General features: G+C 73.7%; 21 protein-coding genes. 16 read left to right on the plus strand and 5 right to left on the minus strand.

Translation table 11 applies throughout. The features are described from left to right. The first annotated feature begins 192 nt into the window (after window positions 1–192). From EV384_RS03440 to EV384_RS03470, 7 genes are all read left to right on the plus strand, one after another. On the plus strand, window positions 193–1,386 hold the full coding sequence (locus tag EV384_RS03440; RefSeq protein WP_130330042.1) for an LCP family protein: 1,194 nt from the start codon (window positions 193–195) through the stop codon (window positions 1,384–1,386). Window positions 1,387–1,609: 223 nt separating this feature from the next. After that, a complete protein-coding gene (locus EV384_RS03445) occupies window positions 1,610–2,527 on the plus strand; it encodes an LCP family protein (RefSeq protein ID WP_242623927.1) in 918 nt (305 codons plus the stop codon). Window positions 2,528–2,556: 29 nt separating this feature from the next. Next, window positions 2,557–2,892, plus strand: a complete 336-nt coding sequence (locus EV384_RS03450) for a rhodanese-like domain-containing protein (RefSeq protein WP_130330044.1) — start codon at window positions 2,557–2,559, stop codon at window positions 2,890–2,892. A 10-nt stretch (window positions 2,893–2,902) separates the two neighbouring features. Next, a complete protein-coding gene (locus tag EV384_RS03455) occupies window positions 2,903–3,694 on the plus strand; it encodes a glycerophosphodiester phosphodiesterase (protein WP_130330046.1) in 792 nt (263 codons plus the stop codon). Window positions 3,695–3,777: 83 nt separating this feature from the next. After that, a complete protein-coding gene (locus tag EV384_RS03460; protein ID WP_130330048.1) occupies window positions 3,778–5,232 on the plus strand; it encodes a sensor histidine kinase in 1,455 nt (484 codons plus the stop codon). Window positions 5,233–5,298: 66 nt separating this feature from the next. Then, window positions 5,299–5,715 carry an ATP-binding protein gene (locus EV384_RS03465; protein ID WP_207232225.1) on the plus strand — a complete coding sequence of 139 codons (417 nt, stop codon included), beginning with the start codon at window positions 5,299–5,301 and terminating at the stop codon, window positions 5,713–5,715. 61 nt (window positions 5,716–5,776) lie between these two features. After that, complete coding sequence (locus EV384_RS03470) at window positions 5,777–6,661, plus strand: DUF5926 family protein (RefSeq protein WP_130330052.1); 885 nt, start codon at window positions 5,777–5,779, stop codon at window positions 6,659–6,661. A gap of 71 nt (window positions 6,662–6,732) precedes the next feature. Here EV384_RS03470 and EV384_RS03475 read toward each other — a convergent pair whose 3' ends face one another. Next, complete coding sequence (locus EV384_RS03475) at window positions 6,733–7,944, minus strand: arginine deiminase (protein ID WP_130330054.1); 1,212 nt, start codon at window positions 7,942–7,944, stop codon at window positions 6,733–6,735. Window positions 7,945–8,107: 163 nt separating this feature from the next. On the opposite strand from EV384_RS03475, the gene EV384_RS03480 reads away from it, so the two are divergent. The 5 genes from EV384_RS03480 (at window position 8,108) to pheA (ending at window position 11,582) form a co-directional block, all read left to right on the plus strand. Continuing rightward, the gene (locus EV384_RS03480) at window positions 8,108–8,845 is read left to right on the plus strand and encodes a hypothetical protein (protein WP_130330056.1); all 738 of its coding nucleotides are present in this window, start codon (window positions 8,108–8,110) and stop codon (window positions 8,843–8,845) included. 232 nt (window positions 8,846–9,077) lie between these two features. Then, window positions 9,078–9,536: a PAS domain-containing protein gene (locus tag EV384_RS03485; RefSeq protein WP_130330058.1), complete on the plus strand. Its 459-nt coding sequence runs from the start codon at window positions 9,078–9,080 to the stop codon at window positions 9,534–9,536. 75 nt (window positions 9,537–9,611) lie between these two features. Beyond that, window positions 9,612–10,001, plus strand: coding sequence for an ACT domain-containing protein (locus tag EV384_RS03490; protein WP_130330060.1), 390 nt, complete (start codon window positions 9,612–9,614; stop codon window positions 9,999–10,001). 122 nt (window positions 10,002–10,123) lie between these two features. Further along, window positions 10,124–10,615 (plus strand): hypothetical protein, encoded by a 492-nt coding sequence (locus EV384_RS03495; RefSeq protein ID WP_130340200.1) that lies wholly within the window; start codon window positions 10,124–10,126, stop codon window positions 10,613–10,615. A gap of 10 nt (window positions 10,616–10,625) precedes the next feature. Beyond that, the gene (gene pheA, locus EV384_RS03500) at window positions 10,626–11,582 is read left to right on the plus strand and encodes a prephenate dehydratase (protein ID WP_130330062.1); all 957 of its coding nucleotides are present in this window, start codon (window positions 10,626–10,628) and stop codon (window positions 11,580–11,582) included. A gap of 43 nt (window positions 11,583–11,625) precedes the next feature. Here pheA and EV384_RS03505 read toward each other — a convergent pair whose 3' ends face one another. The 3 genes from EV384_RS03505 to EV384_RS03515 form a co-directional block, all read right to left on the minus strand. After that, window positions 11,626–12,348: an AIM24 family protein gene (locus EV384_RS03505; RefSeq protein ID WP_130330064.1), complete on the minus strand. Its 723-nt coding sequence runs from the start codon at window positions 12,346–12,348 to the stop codon at window positions 11,626–11,628. A 95-nt stretch (window positions 12,349–12,443) separates the two neighbouring features. Further along, entirely contained in the window at window positions 12,444–12,788 is a 345-nt protein-coding gene (locus EV384_RS03510) for a metallopeptidase family protein (protein WP_207232551.1), read from the minus strand. Window positions 12,789–12,916: 128 nt separating this feature from the next. Further along, window positions 12,917–13,348, minus strand: a complete 432-nt coding sequence (locus EV384_RS03515; RefSeq protein WP_130330066.1) for an OsmC family protein — start codon at window positions 13,346–13,348, stop codon at window positions 12,917–12,919. A 144-nt stretch (window positions 13,349–13,492) separates the two neighbouring features. Between EV384_RS03515 and EV384_RS03520 the strand changes: the two genes are divergently transcribed. The 3 genes from EV384_RS03520 to EV384_RS03530 all read left to right on the plus strand — a co-directional run bounded on the left by EV384_RS03520 (window position 13,493) and on the right by EV384_RS03530 (window position 16,031). Next, window positions 13,493–14,227 (plus strand): hypothetical protein, encoded by a 735-nt coding sequence (locus EV384_RS03520; protein ID WP_130330068.1) that lies wholly within the window; start codon window positions 13,493–13,495, stop codon window positions 14,225–14,227. A gap of 170 nt (window positions 14,228–14,397) precedes the next feature. Then, complete coding sequence (locus tag EV384_RS03525) at window positions 14,398–15,219, plus strand: HAD family hydrolase (protein ID WP_130330070.1); 822 nt, start codon at window positions 14,398–14,400, stop codon at window positions 15,217–15,219. Next, window positions 15,219–16,031, plus strand: coding sequence for an HAD family hydrolase (locus EV384_RS03530; protein WP_130330072.1), 813 nt, complete (start codon window positions 15,219–15,221; stop codon window positions 16,029–16,031). Before EV384_RS03525 ends, EV384_RS03530 begins: the two co-directional genes overlap by 1 nt. A gap of 38 nt (window positions 16,032–16,069) precedes the next feature. Here the strand turns inward: EV384_RS03530 and EV384_RS03535 are convergent, their stop codons facing one another. Continuing rightward, window positions 16,070–16,666, minus strand: a complete 597-nt coding sequence (locus EV384_RS03535; RefSeq protein ID WP_130330074.1) for a bacterial proteasome activator family protein — start codon at window positions 16,664–16,666, stop codon at window positions 16,070–16,072. 85 nt (window positions 16,667–16,751) lie between these two features. On the opposite strand from EV384_RS03535, the gene EV384_RS03540 reads away from it, so the two are divergent. Further along, window positions 16,752–17,579: an alpha/beta hydrolase family protein gene (locus EV384_RS03540; protein ID WP_130330076.1), complete on the plus strand. Its 828-nt coding sequence runs from the start codon at window positions 16,752–16,754 to the stop codon at window positions 17,577–17,579. Window positions 17,580–17,593: the final 14 nt, after the last annotated feature.

Raw genomic sequence — 17,593 nt, forward strand, 5'->3', positions numbered from 1 at the left:
AACACCCCACCGGTCGGCGGTCAAGGCTCCTCCACGGCGAGCCAACCGCCGACCGGTCCTTTTCAATTGGCCGTTCGGTCGAACCGCAATGACGAGTGCCGGGATTGGCGGGAATAGTTCCCCGACGAGGTCGCAACAACGGGTACGGGTACGTACAGTGGTCGAGCCCCCGATCACCGAGCTGGAGCACGCATGCCGGTTCAGACCAGCCGTCGCCCTCAGTCACCGGATCCCGGAGCACCAGGCCGGGTGCCGCCCCTCATCCCCACGCAGCCCGGCCCCGGCGGCCGCGGCAACGGAGGGTCCAAGAAGCGCAGCCGTCGCAAGGACCCGCTCTGGGCTCGACTCACGGTGATCTTCGGCGCGGTGCTGATGATGACCAGCGGCCTCGCCATCGTCGGCAGCAAGGCCGTGATCGGCCAGGCCACCGGCAACATCGCGCAGCGCAATCTGCTCGGCGAGGCGGGCAAGACCGACGCCGAGGGCGGCAACAGCCTGGACGGCCCGATCGACATGCTGCTGCTCGGCGTCGACGCCCGGGCCCGCTGGGCCGCCGACGACGTCCGCTCGGACACGATCATCATCCTGCACATCCCGGCCAGCCACGACCAGGCGTACCTGATCTCGATCCCCCGGGACACCGAGGCGCAGATCCCCGGGCACGGCACCGACAAGATCAACGCGGCCTTCCAGTTCGGCGCCCGCAACGGCGGCGGCTGGGAGGGCGGCGCCCAACTGATGGCCAAGACCATCAAGAAGATGACCGGGATCAGCTTCGACGGCGCCGCGATCATCAACTTCGGCGGCTTCAAGGGCGTCATCGACGCTCTCGGCACCGTTCGGATCTGCGTCAGCCACGAGGTGCCGTCGCACCACATGATGATGGTCGACGGTAAGCCGATGTGGAACGCCGACGCCAAGAAGACCGGCAAGCCGATGACGCCGGTGGTGCACAAGAAGGGCTGCAAGGAGATGGAGGGCTGGGAAGCGCTCGACTTCGCCCGTCAGCGCTACGGCCTGCCGAACAGCGACTACGACCGCCAGCAGAACCAGCAGCAGCTGATCAAGGCGATGGCCAAGAAGGCCACCCAGAACGGCACGCTGACCAACCCGATCAAGCTGAACCAGCTGATCAAGGCGGCCGGCAAGGCCTTCATCCTGGACACCGGCGGCGTCCCGATCGACGACTTCATCTTCACGATGAAGGGCGTCACCGGCAACGACCTCACCACGCTGCGCACCAACGGGGGCACCTACAGCCCCAACGCGGACCACACCCGGGAGTCCCTGAACCAGCTGAGCATGGACATGTTCCAGGCGGTCAAGGACGACAAGCTGGCCGAGTTCGTGGTGGCCAACCCGAACGTTCTCTCCACCCGTAAGTAACCGGCCCGCATTGACCCAGGCACTCCGGCGGTGGCTGCGAAAGCGGCCACCGCAGGGTGTTTCACCCGTAGCCTGACGTGAGCAGGTCTCACGTATCGGCTGCGGGAGGGATGTCACGTCCAGGCCAGCACGGAGCAGACGCGGGCGGGCCGGACGCGGCGCCCGCCTCCCCCGGTTCCTGCTCGGCACGGGCCTCGCCCTGGTCCTGCTCGCCACCCTCGCCGTGACCGGGCTGCACTGGCTGACCAACCGGTACGACCGCGCCGTGGTCAAGGAGCAGCTGCTCGACCCGGCCGCCCGACAGCGGCGGACCGACCTCTCCGGCTCGCTCAACTACCTCCTCGTCGGCTCCGACCACCGCACCGGCGCCAGCGCCGAGGACCAGCGCTCGGACAGCATCCTCATCGTGCACGTGCCGGCCGGCATGCGGCAGGCGTATCTGATCTCCATCCCCCGGGACCTGCTGGTCGCCATCCCGCCCGCACCGGGCTACGGCGGCGGCCAGGACAAGATCAATGCCGCGTACGAGCACGGCGGCGGCGGCCAGGCCGGCGCCCGGCTGCTCTCCACCACCCTGACCCGGCTCACCGGCATCCGCTTCGACGGGGCCGCGCTGGTCGACTTCTCCGGCTTCAAGGAGGTCATCGACCTGCTCGGCGGCATCCGGATGTGCGTGGACACCGAGGTCCGCTCGATCCACACGAGGACCCTCTTCACCCCCGGCTGCCAGCAGATGGACGGCGCGCGGACGCTGGACTACGTCCGGCAGCGCTACGACCTGCCCGGCGGCGACTTCGACCGGCAGCGGCACCAGCAGCAGATGCTCCGCGCCGTGCTGGACAAGGCCGGCGAGACGCACCTGCGCGGCGACCCGGTGAAGCTCGACCAGGTGCTCCGGGCGGTCGGCGGCTCGCTGACCGTGGACACCAACGGCGTACCGCTGGAGGACCTGCTGCTCGCGTTCCGGTCGCTGCCCGCGGACGGGCTGCGCGGGGTGCAGGTCCCGTCCTACCCGCAGACCATCGGCGAGGTCTCCTACGTGGTGCTCGACAACGGCGGCAACGGGCTCTTCGACGCGGTCCGGGGCACCCGGCTGCCCGAGTGGGCCGGAGCCAATCCCCGCTGGGTCAACCGGCTGTGACCGGACCGGCCCGACTAGGCTTGGTAGCCGTGTTCGGACCCCAGGTTCCCAGCGTGCCCGCGTCGGCCGTGCCCGACGACACCTATCTGCTCGACGTCCGGGAGGACGACGAGTGGACCGCCGGCCACGCGCCGGCCGCCCACCACCTCCCGATGATGGAGCTGCCCGCCCGGCTCGCCGAGGTGCCGAACGACCGGGAGGTCGCGGTCATCTGCCGCTCCGGCGGGCGGTCCGCGCAGGTCGTCACCTATCTGATGCGCAACGGCTGGGACCAGGTGCGCAACGTCGAGGGCGGGATGGGTGACTGGGCCGCCGCCGGCCGGCCGGTGGTCACCGACAACGGGCAGCCGGGCCGGGTCGTCTAGGGACCGAGGCATGGGCGACCCTCTGGTCTTCGCGCACCGCGGCTCCTCGTACGACCTGCCCGAGCACACCCTCGCCGCCTACCTGCGCGCCCTCGACGAGGGCGCCGACGGCCTGGAGTGCGACGTCCGGCTGACCCGGGACGGGCATCTGGTCTGCGTGCACGACCGCCGGCTGGACCGGACCAGCAACGGCCACGGTCTGGTCAGCGCCCGGACGCTCGCCGAGCTGGAGACGCTCGACTTCGGCTCCTGGCACCCCGGCGGGGTGCCGGCCGACGGCGACGAGCGGCTCGACGTGTCGCACACCCGGCTGCTCACCCTGGAACGGCTGCTCGACGCCGTGCTGGCCGCCGGCCGGCCGGTCCGGCTGCTGGTGGAGACGAAGCACCCCTCGCGGTACGGCGGGGACGTGGAGCGCCGCCTGGTCACCCTGCTGCGCCGGTACGGCCTCGCCGACCCGACGCCGGACAACCCGGTGAGCGTCACCGTGATGTCCTTCTCCCCGCTGGCCGTACGCCGGATCCGCGACCTCGCCCCCGCCCTGCCCACGGTGCTGCTGCTGGAGGTGCTGCCGCGCTGGCTGCGGCTGGGCCGGCTGCCGTTCGGCACCCGGATCGCCGGACCGGGGATCGGGCTGGTCCGGGCCCGGCCGCAGCTCGTCCCCGCGCTGCGGGCGGCCGGCAACCAGGTGTACGTCTGGACGGTCAACGAGCCCGACGACCTGGAGCTGGTCCTGGACGCCGGGGTGGACGGGGTGATCACCGACCGCCCGGCTCACGCGCTGGCCCGGCTCGGCCGCTGAGCTTCGCCGGTCGGCCCGGCGGTCGGTGCGGGTCGGCCGCGCGGGGGTGTCCCCGGGCCGGTCGGCCGGGGCACACTCGGGACATGCCGGAGCGAACCGACTACACCGCCCTCATCGCCGGCCACACCAACGTGATCCAAATGATCAACGCCGGGGGTTCCGGGCTGCCCGTCCTCACCCGGCTGCTCCGGGTGGTCCAGCCGGCCATCGGCGCGGCCAGCCTGGCGTTCGTTGAGTTCGCCCCCACCGGCGGCCGGGTGATCGCGGCGACCGGCGCCGCCGAGTGGGCCATCGGCCGGCCGCTGCCGGCCGCCGATCCGGCCACCGTCTGCCTCCTCTCCGGCCCTCCGGTACGCCAGGTGCGGGTGGACCGGATCCCGGGCGTGCTCGCCGACGACCTGGCCGACCGGGGTCTGCTGCGCATGATCGTGGCCCGCGCCGAGATCGGCGGCCTGACCGTGGGCAGCCTGCACGCCCTCTACCCGGACGGCGACCCGGAGGACACCTCCCAGCACGCCGTGCTCGGCTACGTCGCCTCCTGCATCGCGCACATGTACGGCGATCAGACCGGCCTGCCCGTGCACGGCGACGGCCCGGTGGTGGCGGCCCTCGCCGACGGGCTGGCGGTGGTGGACCGGGACCACCACGTCCGGCTCTGGAACCCGGCCGCCGCCCAGGTCACCAGCCGCTCGACCGGGGAGGCGCTGAACCGCCCGCTGCCCTTCCCGCTGCCCCCGCCGGGGCAGGTGCTCGACCACCGGATGCCCGACGGCCGCTGGCTGCGGGTCACCTCCGGGGAGCTGCCCGGCCCCGGCACGCTGCGGGTGGTCACCTTTCGCGACATCACCGACCAGCAGCGGCGCGACCACGACCGGGATCTCTTCGTCGCGGTGACCAGCCACGAGCTGCGTACCCCGGTCACGGTGATCAAGGGGTACGCGGACACCCTCACCGACCACTGGGAGTCGCTCCACGACGACGACCGGCGGCAGGCCGCCCGGATCATCGGGCAGCGGGCCAACGAGCTGGCCCGACTCGTCGACCGGCTGCTCTCCGCGGCCACCGACAGCCGGCCCGGCGGTGAACCGGCCGCCCCCTTCGACCTCGCCGACGCCCTCCGCGCCGCGGTGCCCGACCTGCCGGCCGACGTCCGGCACCGGATCGTCCTCGACCTGCCGGACGACCTGCCCAAGGCGCTCGGTGACCGGCGCAGCCTGGCCACCGTGCTGACCGAGCTGAGCACCAACGCCGGGAAGTACTCGCTGCCCGACACCCCGATCGAGGTGGGCGCGTCGGCCAGCGACGGGACGGTCTCGTTCCGGGTCGCCGACCGGGGCATCGGCATCCGCCCGGAGCATGTGGAGCGGGCGTTCGACCGGTTCTGGCAGGGCGAGTCGGGCGACCGGCGGCGCTATCCGGGGGCCGGGCTCGGTCTCTATCTCGTCCGGCAGATCGTTGAACAGCAGAATGGATGGGTATCCCTCCGACCGAGGGTCGGTGGCGGTACCGTCGCAGAGGTGCGGCTGCCGCGGGGATGATCCCGGCGCCGACGGGGGTGGAGAGGGACGACATTGTCGACGGGTTCGGCCGAACGATCATGGTGCGTGGTGGTGCCCCACCACGCGACCGGCGCGCGCCTGGCCCGGCACCGGCTCGCCGACGAGCTGGCCGACGTCGTAGCGCCGATCCTCCTCGCCGACCTGGTCGCGGTCCTCGCCGAGCTGGTCGGCAACGCCGTGCGGCACGCCGACCCGCTGCCCGGCGGGGTGGTCCGGGTGGCCTGGCGGCTCCGGTCGACCGCCGAGGGGCAGCGCGTCCAGCTCCGGGTGACCGACGGCGGCTCCGGCTCCGGCCCGCTGATGCGGGCGGCCAACCCGGACGCCGTCGACGGGCGGGGGCTGCACATCGTCTCCGGCCTGGCCAGCCGCTGGGGGGTCGAGCGGGACGGCCTCGGCCAGAGCGTCTGGGCCGAGTTCGACCCGGTCGCGACGCCCCGGCCGGACCTGGTCGCGGCCGGCTGAGCGGGCCCCGGGGGCGGGTCGTCCCCACCGCGCGCCGGCCCGGCATCTAGGCTGTCTCGCCGTGAGCAAGCGTCGAAAGAGCCAGCGAGCCGCCGAAGCCACCCCCAAGCGGGAGAAGGTGCGCGACATCTTCGTGCCCCGCCCGTTCGAGGGGCTGGTGGACGAGCCGGAGTGGATCGCCCTGCGCGAGCTGGTCCCGGCCGCCTCGGCGCCGCTGCGGCTGACCCCCGAGCTGGTCGAGGAGTACGGCGACCGCCCGGTCACCCTGGCCACCGTGCTGCCGATGGCCGCCCCGGCGATGACCAAGCCGGACGGGCGGATCCTGATCGGCCTCCAGCGGCACCAGCAGTCCGGCGACGTCTCCCGGGACCTGGCCGAGGCGCTGCTCTGCGCGCTGCGGACCGAGCCGGGCGGCCAGGTCACCGTGCCGCCGCTGCCCGGTCCGGGCCCCCGCCTCCAGGACATCCTGGTGGACGGCCCGCTGGAGATCACCATGCACGACGGCTTCGAGTTCTGGCTCGACCCGGGAGCGGCCGACGACCCGGCCGTGCAGGCGTCCCTGGAACGCGCCAACGCGGCGGTCTACCCGACCGTCCGGCTGGCCGCCGCCCGGGCCGCGTACTGGTGCCAGGTGCCGGACAAGGCCCACGTGCGCTGGGTGCTGCCGGACGACGAGGACGCCGCGCTGGACGCGCTGTCCCGGCTGAGCGTGGCCGGCATGCTGACCCTCGGGGAGAGCACCCGCTTCGCCGGCATGTTCCGGGCGCACGGCCGTCTGGTGCCGGTGTGGGACCTGCCCGAGGAGACCCCGGCGGCCGTGTGGGAGGCGCCGGTGGCCGCGTTCGCCGACCGGTACGCCGAGGCGCTCAAGGAGACCGAGCCGCTGGACGCGGCGGGCCGGCGGGCCCGGCACGGCCTGGTCGGCCGGCAGCTCACCCTCCGCTGACCCGACCGTCCTGACGGGCCCGCCGGACGCCTCGCGCCGGGCGGGCCCGTACCGGTCCCGGCCCTTCGGGGTCAGCGGCGCAGCGGCTCGCGGACCAGCGGGCAGGACATGCAGCGCGGACCGCCCCGGCCGGAGCCCAGCTCGGAGCCGGCGATCGCGATCACCTCGATGCCGGCCCGCTCCAGCTGGGCGTTGGTCTCCACGTTGCGCTCGTAGCCCACGCAGAGCCGGGGGGCGAGGGCGAGGGTGTTGTTCCCGTCGTCCCACTGCTCCCGCTCGGCGGTCACCGGGTCCAGTCCGGTGTCGATGACCCGGAGCTGGTCCAGGTCCATCGCGTCGGCGGCGGCGCGCAGGAAGGGCGCCGGCCCGTCGACCCGCGGCTCGTCGCCGTCCGCGCCGGCGATGACCGTGTACGCCGACAGGGTGCTGGCGATGTTCGGGTACATCAGCACGGCGTCCACGTCGACCATCGTGCAGACGGTGTCCAGATGCATGGTGGCCCGCTCCTGCGCGATCGGCACCACCAGGATGGTGTGCGCCAGGCCGGCGGCGAAGACCTGCCGGGCGAGCCGTTCCGCGCCGGCCGGGGTGGTCCGCTCGCCCACTCCGACGGCGAGCACGCCCGGCGCCAGCAGCAGCACGTCGCCGCCCTCCAGGTGCTCCATCTCCGGGTGGTAGACGAACTCGGTGCCGGCGAAGCGCGGGTGGTACCGGTAGATGGCGTCGGTCAGCGTGGTCTCCCGCCGCCGGGCCGGCATGGCCAGGCTGGTCACCCCGACCCGGTCGCCGATCCAGACCGAGGAGTCCCGGGTGAACAGCAGGTTGGGCAGCGGGTCGATGACGAAGTCGTGCCGGTCCATCAGCGTCCAGACCAGGCCGCCGGGGCGGTCCCGGCCCAGCCGCAGCTCCTCGTGGGCGAGCCCGGCGGTGAACACGTCGGCGAGGGCGGCCGGGTCGAGGTAGGCGAGATGGTCGGCGATCCGGCGGCGGAGGGTGTCGCCGAGTCGGGGCGAGCGCAGCACCAGGTCGGTGAGTTCGGCCCGGGCGTCGGCCACGGCGAGCGTCTCGGCCAGCAGGGTGGCCAGGTAGAGCACCTCCACCCCGCGACCGCGCAGCGCGGCGGCGAAGGCGTCGTGCTCCTCCTGTGCCCGGCCCACCCATGGGATAGCGTCGAAGAGCAACGAGTCGTTGTTGCGTGGGGTGAGCCGGGCGAGTTCCGGTCCGGGTCGGTGCAGCAGCACCGTGCCGAGCCGGGCGACCTCGCTGTCCACGTAGTGGGTCACCTTCGCAGCGTAGGGCAGGGGTTCGGCACCATCCGGAAAAGAAGTGTGAATGAGTATGGCATTCATCCACACTCATTCCGGCGGTCCAACTTGCCGAACACCGGGGTCCGCAACGTAGGGTAGTGAAGACATAACTTCGAGGGACCTTTTGCCGGAGGTCGCGATGACTGTCTTTCCCGCTCGTCGAGCCGTACCCACCCGGGCACTGCCGCCCGCCGCGGTGCCACAGCCCAGGATCGAGTCCACCTCGGTCCTCGAACCGGCCCGACCGACTCCTCTGGAGTGGGCCCGCCGTCGCCGGGCCGAGCGGGGTGCCCGCCGCCTGGAGGCGGCCGGAGCCCGCGCCCTGGGCCAGCTCGACCACCTCGGTCCCGCCTGGCACGTCATCGAGTGGCCGCGTACGGACGCCGTGGACGTCCTGCTCGACCACGACCGGGACGACCGCGCCGGCTTCCTGGCCATCGGCCCGAGCGGCCTCTTCGCGGTCACCATCGCCGACCACGGCCGCGCCCGGGTGCTCGTCGCCGGCGACGTCGTGCAGATCAACGGCAAGCGTCCGCCCTATGTGGCCGAGGCGCGCCGGGACGCGAAGCGGGCGAGCAAGGCGCTCTCCGAGGCGGTCGGCCTGCCGATCCCGGTGAGCCCGGTGCTGACCTTCGTCGGCTCCGGCGTGATCAGCGTGTACGGCCTGCCGAAGGACTGCCTGATGGCGACCCACCGGGAGCTGGACCGCCTCCTCGTCGGCGGGGGCAACCGGATCAGCCCCGCCACCGCCGAGAAGCTGTCCCGGGTCGCCCAGCACCCGAACACCTGGCTCAACGGCACGTACCGTCCAGCAGCCGACTACCGGTGGTACGACGAGGGCCGAACGGCCGCTGACAAGGGGGCCGCCCGGCGGTAACGTCACCGGCGACGCCACGCGCTCCGAGGATCCGTCTCGGCAGCTCGGTCGGTCCGCGCCGTCGCCGACGGCCCGGTCACCGGGCACCCGTCCCACCGACACCTGTCCCACGGCGCCACCGGTGCCCCGGGCAACCGAGGAGCACCGATTTCCGGTGCACCCGAACGCGGTCGGGCGGTCGTCGCGGCGACCGGATAGCGTGGACAGACCGGCGGTGCAAATAGGAGGCGCGGTGGCCCACGTCGAGCTCTCGCTCTCGGAAGTGTTCGCGCCCACCGCAGGGACACCGACAGAGCAGGAGTCCGACAACTTCGGGCAGTGGTCGAGCACGGTCTCCCACGCCGCCGAGCCCTGCCTGCTGATCGACGCCGACACCACGGTGGTGGCCGTCTCCGCGTCCGGGTGCGAGCTGCTCTGCCTCGGTACGCCGGAGGACGTGATCGGGCGGCCGCTGCTGGAGGGTGGTCTGCGCCTGGTCGACTTCACCGCCAACCGCAGCGAGCTGACCGAGCAGGAGACGGACAAGATCCCGCCGCTGCTCGCCCTGCACTCCGGCCGGCTGGCCCGCGGACTGCTCCGGGTCCAGGGGTCCGGGCCCGACGCGCCGGGCACCACCGTCGACGCGATCTCGACGCCGGTGCTCACCGACGGCTCGGTCGCCGGCTCACTCACCTTCTTCTCCGAGGTCTGACCTGCGACAACGGGTGGCGCTCGCCGCGCCCGACGGTGCTGGGGCCGACCCGCGCCGAGGACGTATGGTGCCCACATGCTCGATGTCGCTCTGTTGCCCGGCGAGTACGCCGTGTGCCGGCTGCCGGCGGGCTCCAGCTTCTCCCCGACCCTGTGGGTCGGACTGGGCGACCACGACCTGGTGACGGTGAGCTGGAGCGTCGACGGGATCTCCCTGATCTGCCCCGCCCGCCGGGTGCCGGAGCAGGCGGTGGTGGAGACGGACTGGCGGTGCCTGCGGATCGTCGGTCCGCTCGACCTGGCCGTCACCGGCACCCTCGCCGCGCTGGTCGACCCGCTGGCCCGGGCCCGGGTGAACGTGGTGGCGTTCTCCACGTACGACACCGACCACGTGCTGGTCCCCGCGGTGCGGCTGGTCGAGGCGACGGCCGCGCTGGAGCGGGCCGGACACCGCGTCCGCAAGTGACCTTCACCCCGCCGCCCGATCCTCCTACGATGGGCTCGGCCACCCCGGCCGCAACGACGTCCGTCGATTCCGAGGATCGGACCGTGCCACCAAGCGCATCCCGCCCCACCACCCGCCGGCGGCTGACCGTCCCGGTCACGCTGCTCGCGCTGCTGCCCCTCGCCGCCTGCGGCACCCCACCCGAGCTGCGCGGACCGGCCCAGCAGACGGCCACCGCCCCGACCGCGACCGGTACCCCCAGCTCGCCCACGCCGACCGCCACCCCGACGGCGCCGACCACGCCGACGGCCACCCCCACCGCCGCGGACCTGGTCGCGGTGCCCTGCCCGGCCGGCCCGTCCGGAGACCGGGTGGTCTCGCTGCTGCGTGGTGCGGCCGGGGTCCTGCCCCGGGACGTCCGGGTCCGGGTCCGGACCGGGCCGCTCTGCGCCGGGGACTGGCAGTACACCGTGCTCGACGTGACCGGGCACGAGGAGCTCCAGGTGGTCACCCGGGGCCGGCCGGGGGCACTGAAGCTGGTCACCGCCGGGACGGACGTCTGCGGGGCCGAGGTACGTGCCGCCGGGCCGCCCGGCATCCGGACGTTGGCCTGCGACGGCACTCCGGGTGCGTAGGCTGGTCGCCATGCCCGGAACACCGCCGACCCGCTACGTCTATCTGGGGCCCGAGGGCACCTTCGCCGAGCAGGCGCTGCGTACCGTGCCCGCCGCCGAGCGGGGCAGCCGTACGCCGGCCCGCAGCGTCGGCGAGGCGCTGGACAGCGTACGGGCCGGGGACGCCGACGCCGCCCTGGTGCCGCTGGAGAACTCGATCGGCGGCGCGGTCGGGGTGACCCTCGACGAGATGGCCGAGGGCGAGCCACTGGTGATCACCCGGGAGGTGATCCTGCCGGTGGAGTTCGTGCTGGCCGCCCGTCCGGGGACCAGCCTCGCCGACGTGCGCAGCGTGGCGGCGCACCCGCAGGCGTCCACCCAGTGCCGGGGCTGGCTCCGCGACCACCTGCCCGACGCGACGGTGGTCGACGTGCTCTCCAACGGCGCCGCCGCGGCCGGCGCGGCCGGCGGCGAGTACGACGCGGCGGTCTGCGCCCCGATCGGGGCGTCCCGGCACCGGCTGACGGTGCTCGCCGACAAGATCGCCGACCACCCGGACGCGGTGACCCGGTTCGCCCTGGTCTCCCGCCCCGGCCCACCCCCGCCGCCCACCGGGGACGACGTCACCTCGCTGGCCGTCTACATCGCCCACGACCGGGTGGGTGCCCTGCTCTCCGTGCTGATGGAGCTGGCCGTCCGGGGGATCAACCTGACCCGGATCGAGTCCCGCCCGACCGGCGAGGCGCTCGGCCGGTACGTCTTCTTCCTCGACTGCACCGGCCACGTCGCCGACGTCCGGCTCGGCGAGGCGTTGCAGGGGCTGCGGCGGGTCTGCGCCGATGTGCGCTTTCTCGGGTCGTACCCCCGGCACCGCTGGAGCCCGGCGGCGGCCGAACGGCCGGTCCCCGCACCGGCCGGCCTCTCCGACGCCGACTACGCCGACGCGGCGGCCTGGCTGTCGCGGCTGCGCGCCGGCGAGCTGAGCTGACGGTGCCGGGACGCCCGGACGGGGCGTCCCGCGCACCGGGCGGTCACTGCAGCAGGCCGCCGAGCAGGCCGCCCTGCTGCTGCTGGACGCCGCTGCCCTGCACCGGCGGCTCCTCGGAGGGCTGCACCACCACGAAGCCCTGACCGGCGAAGCTCATCGTGAACGCCTCGCCGGTGCTGCGGCCGAGCAGCGTGCCCAGGCCGAGCTGCTCCGCCCGGTGGTAGCCGGTCTGGAGGCTGGCCGACCAGCAGACCGCCGCCTGCGGGTCGACGTAGGTGGGCTGGTCGACGTTCAGCACCACCGGGGTGCCCTTGGTGGTGATCGCGATCCTGCCGTGACCGGTGAAGACGCAGTTGAACAGGCCGGACGAGGACGCCATGCCGGCACCGCCGACCATCTTGATGTCGTACTGGAGGCTGGAGTCGAAGGCGAGCACGCTGGAGCCGTTGATCGACAGCGCGTCGCCGGGCTCCAGGTCGATGATGTGCACGTCCTTGGCGAGCTCGGCGAGGAAGACGTCGCCGTGGCCGGAGAGCTTCATCAGCGGGACGCCCTCGCCGGTCAGGCGCTGCTTGATGAACTTGCCGATGCCGCCGGAGCCGAGCGCCTGAAACTGCACCTGCCCCTGGTACGCGACCATGGACCCGACCCGGGCCATCGCCTCGCCGTTCAGCTCGATCTTCAGCATCTTGGAGTTCTGCAGCCGCATGCCCGGCTGCTGGGACTCCTTCTCAAGGTTCTCCGCGGAGAAGAGCGCGCTGCGCATGGGTTTTCCTCCTGCATCGGGTGTGCCTCTCCCGCAGGCTAGGTGACCCGCGCAACGGCCGGCATCGGCCGAGGGGGGCGGAGCGGCGGGCCCGGTCAGCCCCAGCCGAGCGCGTGCAGCCGGGCGTCGTCGATGCCGAAGTGGTGGGCGATCTCGTGCACCACGGTCACCGCCACCTCGTCGACGACGTCCTCCTCCGTGTCGCAGATCCGCAGGATCGGGCGCCGGTAGATGAGGATGCGGTCCGGGAGGACGCCGGAGTAGTCCCAGCCCCGCTCGGTCAGCGCGTGCCCCTCGTAGAGGCCGAGCAGGTGCTCGCCCGGCGGTGGATCGTCCTCGACCAGGATCACCACGTTGCTCATCAGCCCGAGCAGCTCCTCGGGCACCTCGTCGAGGGCCTCGCCGACCAACTCCTCGAACCGTTCACGGCTCATCTCCACCGGCACGCCCCCATCCTCCCCGACCCGGGCGCGTTCCCATCCATCAAGATCACTAGAAGATCACGGAGAGAGTGCCCACCGGCGTACGGATGAGCACTCTCTCCGGGAGAGCGCGGCGCGGGAGTGGATCAGGAGGCGAGGCGGGCGGTGAGGCTGATCTGCGCGCCCGGGGAGAGCAGCCGCGAGATCGGGCAGTTCTCCTTGGCGGCCTCGGCCAGCTTGGTGAACTGGGCCTCGTCCATGCCCGGGGCCTGGCCGACCGTCTCCAGGTCGATCCGGGTCACGGTCATGCCCGCGTCGGTCTTGTCGAAGTGGACCTTGGCGGTGGTCTCCACCGAGGTGTCGGTCGCGCCCGCGTCGGCGAGCTGCTTGGAGAGGGCCATCGAGAAGCAGCTCGCGTGCGCGGCGCCGATCAGCTCCTCGGGGTTGGTCCCCTCACCCTCCTCGAAGCGCGACTTGAACGAGTAGTTCCCGGTCAGCCCGCCCTTTCCGGTGCGGACGGTCCCGGCACCCTCGGTGAGGTTGCCCTGCCAACGTGCGGAAGCGGTACGGATAGGCATGCCCCGACGCTAACCGAAACCGGGCGGCCCCGCACCGACCAGCGCGGACGAGCGGCGACAACCGGCCGCCCGACTCGCGGTACCCGTCGCCGAGTGCCGGCTGTGTCATGATTCGGCACAGGCCCACGCGCGGAAGGGTGGCCGATGTCCCAGGATCTCCCCATCCCCAGGCAGGACAACCGGTCCGACGGGACGACCGTCGTGGAGTGGGGCGAGGGGGAACCCGAACCGCCGGGCCGGGCCGGACGCTCGCTGGCCGGGCTGGGACGGGACCACCGGCTGCCGCTGGTGCTCGCCGGGCTCGGCGCGGTGGCCGCGGTCGCCTCGCTGATCGGCGAGTGGCTGGTGATGACGGTCCCGAACGGCGGCCCGGAGGGGAACACCTCGATCCGGGTCCCGGGCGGGGTGGCCCACGTGGACGGCTTCGGGGTCGGCTACCTGGTGGGCCTGCTCGGCCTCGCCGGCGCGGTGGCGCTGGCCCTGGGCGGCACCCCCGCGGTCCGGCACAACGCCCGGGTGGCCGGTCTCGGCCTCGCGGTGGCGGTGCTCGCCGTACTGACCGCGACCACGTTCTCCCTCGACGACCTGGGCCAGCGGACGCTCTTCTACTCCTCGGAGGCGGGGATCCGGGTCGACTACGGCCGGGGGCTGGTGACCGCGTTCCTGGCCACCGTCCTGCTCGCGGCCGCGCTGCACCTCTCCGGCCGGACCGCGCCCGCGCGGGCCGCCGCCGAGCCCGGGGCGGAGCCGGAAGCCGGGCCGCCCGGCCGGGGTCGCCGCCGGGAGCGGGGGCGGGCGGACGACGACCTCCCGCCCGCGCCGGCCGACCTGACGGTCCGGCCCACCGTGCCGTTCGCCCGCCCCGAGCCGCCGGCCTGATCGAGGGCCGACGGACCGTCACCGGGCGGTCGCCGCGGGTTGGTGCCCGATTCGCCGGGAAGCCATGGATGCGACCTGTTCCGCGAGGTACGGTTGCTGCCCGCCGGTCGTGGGCCGAGGCATCGACGACCAGGACGGCTGGCACGACGGCGGCGGGCGAAGGAGGAACCATGACCCGCCCGGGACTGCCCAAGCTGATCGCCACCGACCTCGACGGGACGCTCGTCCGCAGCGACGACACCGTCTCCGCGTACACCCACGAGGTGCTCGACCGGGTGCGGGCCGCCGGGATCCCGGTGGTCGGCGCGACCGGTCGCGGACCCCGCCTGACCGAGCTGACCCGCAACGACATCCGCGCCGCCGACTTCCTGGTGATGGCCGGCGGGGGACGGGTGGTCGACCAGAGCGACCCGACCGGCCCGGTGGTACTGCGTGACGAACGTCTCCCCGGCCCGGTGCTCGCCCGGCTCCTCGCCGACCTGGAGGCGGCGGTCGGCCCGCTCACCGTCATGGTCGAGGCCTCCGACGAGCACGACGCCCCGCTCTGGGGCGACTACCACCCGAGCTGGCCCTACCCGGACCGGTTCGAGGCGCGCAGCCGCGCGGAGTGCGTCTCCTCGGACGTGATCAAGGCGTTCGCCCGGACCGCCGACCACCACGTCGACGAGCTGCTGGCCACGGCCCGCCGGATCGTCCCGCCGGAGACGGCCACGCTCACCCAGGCCGGGCTCGGCTTCATCGAGATCTGCCCGCCCGGGGTGGACAAGTCGACCGGGCTCAGCGTGGTCGCGCAGACCCTCGGGGTCGACCCGGCCGAGGTGCTGGTCTTCGGCGACATGCCCAACGACCTGCCGATGTTCGCCTGGGCGGGCTGGGCGCGGGTGGCGGTCGCCAACGCCCACCCGGAGGTCCGCGCCGCGGCCGACGAGGTGACCCTGCGCAACGACGACGACGGCGTGGCGGTCTACCTGGACCGACTACTCTCCCGCTGATGGGAGAGGCACCTCGACTGGTCGCGACGGACATCGACGGCACCCTGCTCCGGGACGACCGGACGCTCAGCCCGCACACCGCGGCGGTGCTGGCCCGGATCTCCGCCCAGGGCACGCCGGTCGTGCTGGTCACCGGCCGGCCCATCCGCTGGCTCCAGCTCGTGTACGACCAGCTCGCCGAGCCGCTCCCGGCGATCTGCGCCAACGGCGCGGTCGTCTACGACCCGGCCGCCGACGAGGTGCTGCGGGCCGACCCGCTGGCCCCGGAGCTGCTGGCGGAGGTGGCCCGGCGGCTGCGGGCCGAGGTGCCCGAGGTGAGCTTCGCGGTGGAGATCGTGGACAGCCGGCAGATGCGGCACGAGGCGCACTACCCGCTGCGCTGGGACGCCGACCACGACGCCATCCGGGCGGTCGAGTCCCCCGAGGAGCTGCTCTCCGCCCCGGCGGTCAAGCTGCTGGCCCGCGCCGGCGAGCAGGACCCGGACGCGTTCGTCCAACTGGTGGCGGGGGCGCTGGCGGGGCTGGCCGAGGCGACCCACTCGTCGTACACCGGGCTGGTGGAGATCTCCGCCGCCGGGGTGACCAAGGCGGCCGGGCTGGCCTGGTACTGCGCCCGGCTCGGCATCGACGAGCGGGACGTGCTGGCCTTCGGCGACATGCCGAACGACGTACCGATGCTGACCTGGGCCGGCCGGGCGGTGGCGGTCGCCAACGCGCACCCCGCCGTCCTGGAGATCGCCGACGAGGTGACGGCGGCGAACTCCGCGGACGGCGTGGCCGCGTACCTGGAGAAGGTCTTCGGGGTGGGCTGAGCGGTCCGGGCGCCCGCGCGGGCGACGCCCGGGCCCGGTCAGAGGTACTGGCCGGTGCCGTGCCCCTCGCCGCCCTGCGGCTGGCCCATGCCGGGCATCCCCGGCATGACCCCGGTGGGGCCGCTGGGCAGGGCCTGCCGGCCGGACCGCATCTGCTCCAGCTGCACCCGGGCGGCCATCTGCTGGGCGACCAGAGCCGCCTGGATGCCGTGGAAGAGCCCCTCCAGCCAGCCGACCAGCTGGGCGTGGGCGATCCGCAGCTCGCTCTCGCTGGGCGCCTTCTCCTCGGTGAAGGGCAGCGAGATCCGCTCCAGCTCCTCACGCAGCTCGGGGGCGAGCCCCTCCTTGAGCTCGACGATCGAGCGCTCGTGGATCTCGCGCATCCGGTGCCGGCTGGCGTCGTCGAGGGGGGCGGACTTGACCTCCTCCAGCAGTTGCTTGATCATGCTGCCGATCCGCATCACCTTGGCCGGCTGCTCGACCAGGCGGGTCGGGTCCTCGCCCGGCCCCTCCTCGGTCTGCACGGTGCCGACCGGCCGGCCGTCCGGGCCGACCACCACCACGGTGCCGGGGATGCCGTCGTGGCCCGGCTCGTCGTTCTGTCCAGCTGAGCGCGCTTCGGTCATGGGTCCCATCTTTACCCAGCGCCCGCCACCCACACGCGGCGGGACCGGGTCCCGGCGCGGAACCACCCGGCCGGGGCGCGCTACCGTCGCGCTCATGTCCGCAGACCCGCGCGCCGTGCTGACGCGGCCCGCCCCGCCGCCGGACGTCACGGTCGCCTACGGCGACCACCCGGAACAGGTCGCCGACCTGCGCCGGCCCGCCGGCGACGGCCCGGCCCGGCCGCTGGTCGTCGTGGTGCACGGCGGGTTCTGGCGGGCGGAGTACGACCGGAGCCACACCGGGCCGATGGCCGCGGCGCTCGCCGCGCTCGGCCACCCGGTCGCCCAGGTCGAGTACCGGCGCACCGGACAGCCCGACGGGGGCTGGCCGCACACGCTGACCGACGTGCTGGCCGGGGTGGCCGCGCTGCCCGGGCTGGCCGCCGCCGCGATGCCGGGGCGGGTGGCCGGCGTGCCGCCGATCCTGGTGGGTCACTCGGCCGGCGGTCACCTGGCGCTCTACGTCGCGGCGCACGCGCCGGAGACGGTCGGCGGCGTGCTGGCGCTGGCCCCGGTGGCCGACCTCGCCGAGGCGTACCGGCTGGACCTGGACGCGGGGGCGGTGGCCGCGCTGCTCGGCGGCGGCCCGGCGGACGTGCCCGACCGGTACGCGACGGCCGATCCATCGGCGTTGGTGCCGATTCGAGTACGGAGCGTAGTCGTGCATGGTGGGCAGGATCGCCAGGTGCCGGTGCGGATGAGCCGCTCCTGGGTCGCCGCGGCCCGGGCCGCCGGCTCCCCCGCCACCCTTGTCGAGCTGCCCGAATGCGAGCATTTCGGTCTGATCGCGCCGGGCTCCGCGGCCTGGCCCCGGGTGGTCGACGCGTTGCGGTCCTTGCACGATGATCTTCAGGGCATTGACGCAGAGTCGCCGACCAGGTAGAACGCCGAAGGGGC

It is taken from the genome of Micromonospora kangleipakensis, from assembly GCF_004217615.1.
In the GTDB taxonomy this organism is placed as follows: domain Bacteria; phylum Actinomycetota; class Actinomycetes; order Mycobacteriales; family Micromonosporaceae; genus Micromonospora; species Micromonospora kangleipakensis.

What these genes read in the sequence shown, in the direction of transcription:
- EV384_RS03455 (WP_130330046.1), top strand. Translation starts at nt 2,903, where the DNA reads ATGGGCGACCCTCTGGTCTTCGCGCACCGCGGCTCCTCGTACGACCTG.
- EV384_RS03535 (WP_130330074.1), bottom strand. Translation starts at nt 16,666, where the DNA reads ATGGGACCCATGACCGAAGCGCGCTCAGCTGGACAGAACGACGAGCCG.
- EV384_RS03460 (WP_130330048.1), top strand. Translation starts at nt 3,778, where the DNA reads ATGCCGGAGCGAACCGACTACACCGCCCTCATCGCCGGCCACACCAAC.
- EV384_RS03520 (WP_130330068.1), top strand. Translation starts at nt 13,493, where the DNA reads ATGTCCCAGGATCTCCCCATCCCCAGGCAGGACAACCGGTCCGACGGG.
- EV384_RS03530 (WP_130330072.1), top strand. Translation starts at nt 15,219, where the DNA reads ATGGGAGAGGCACCTCGACTGGTCGCGACGGACATCGACGGCACCCTG.
- EV384_RS03540 (WP_130330076.1), top strand. Translation starts at nt 16,752, where the DNA reads ATGTCCGCAGACCCGCGCGCCGTGCTGACGCGGCCCGCCCCGCCGCCG.
- EV384_RS03505 (WP_130330064.1), bottom strand. Translation starts at nt 12,348, where the DNA reads ATGCGCAGCGCGCTCTTCTCCGCGGAGAACCTTGAGAAGGAGTCCCAG.
- EV384_RS03490 (WP_130330060.1), top strand. Translation starts at nt 9,612, where the DNA reads ATGCTCGATGTCGCTCTGTTGCCCGGCGAGTACGCCGTGTGCCGGCTG.
- EV384_RS03515 (WP_130330066.1), bottom strand. Translation starts at nt 13,348, where the DNA reads ATGCCTATCCGTACCGCTTCCGCACGTTGGCAGGGCAACCTCACCGAG.
- EV384_RS03440 (WP_130330042.1), top strand. Translation starts at nt 193, where the DNA reads ATGCCGGTTCAGACCAGCCGTCGCCCTCAGTCACCGGATCCCGGAGCA.
- pheA (WP_130330062.1), top strand. Translation starts at nt 10,626, where the DNA reads ATGCCCGGAACACCGCCGACCCGCTACGTCTATCTGGGGCCCGAGGGC.
- EV384_RS03525 (WP_130330070.1), top strand. Translation starts at nt 14,398, where the DNA reads ATGACCCGCCCGGGACTGCCCAAGCTGATCGCCACCGACCTCGACGGG.
- EV384_RS03480 (WP_130330056.1), top strand. Translation starts at nt 8,108, where the DNA reads ATGACTGTCTTTCCCGCTCGTCGAGCCGTACCCACCCGGGCACTGCCG.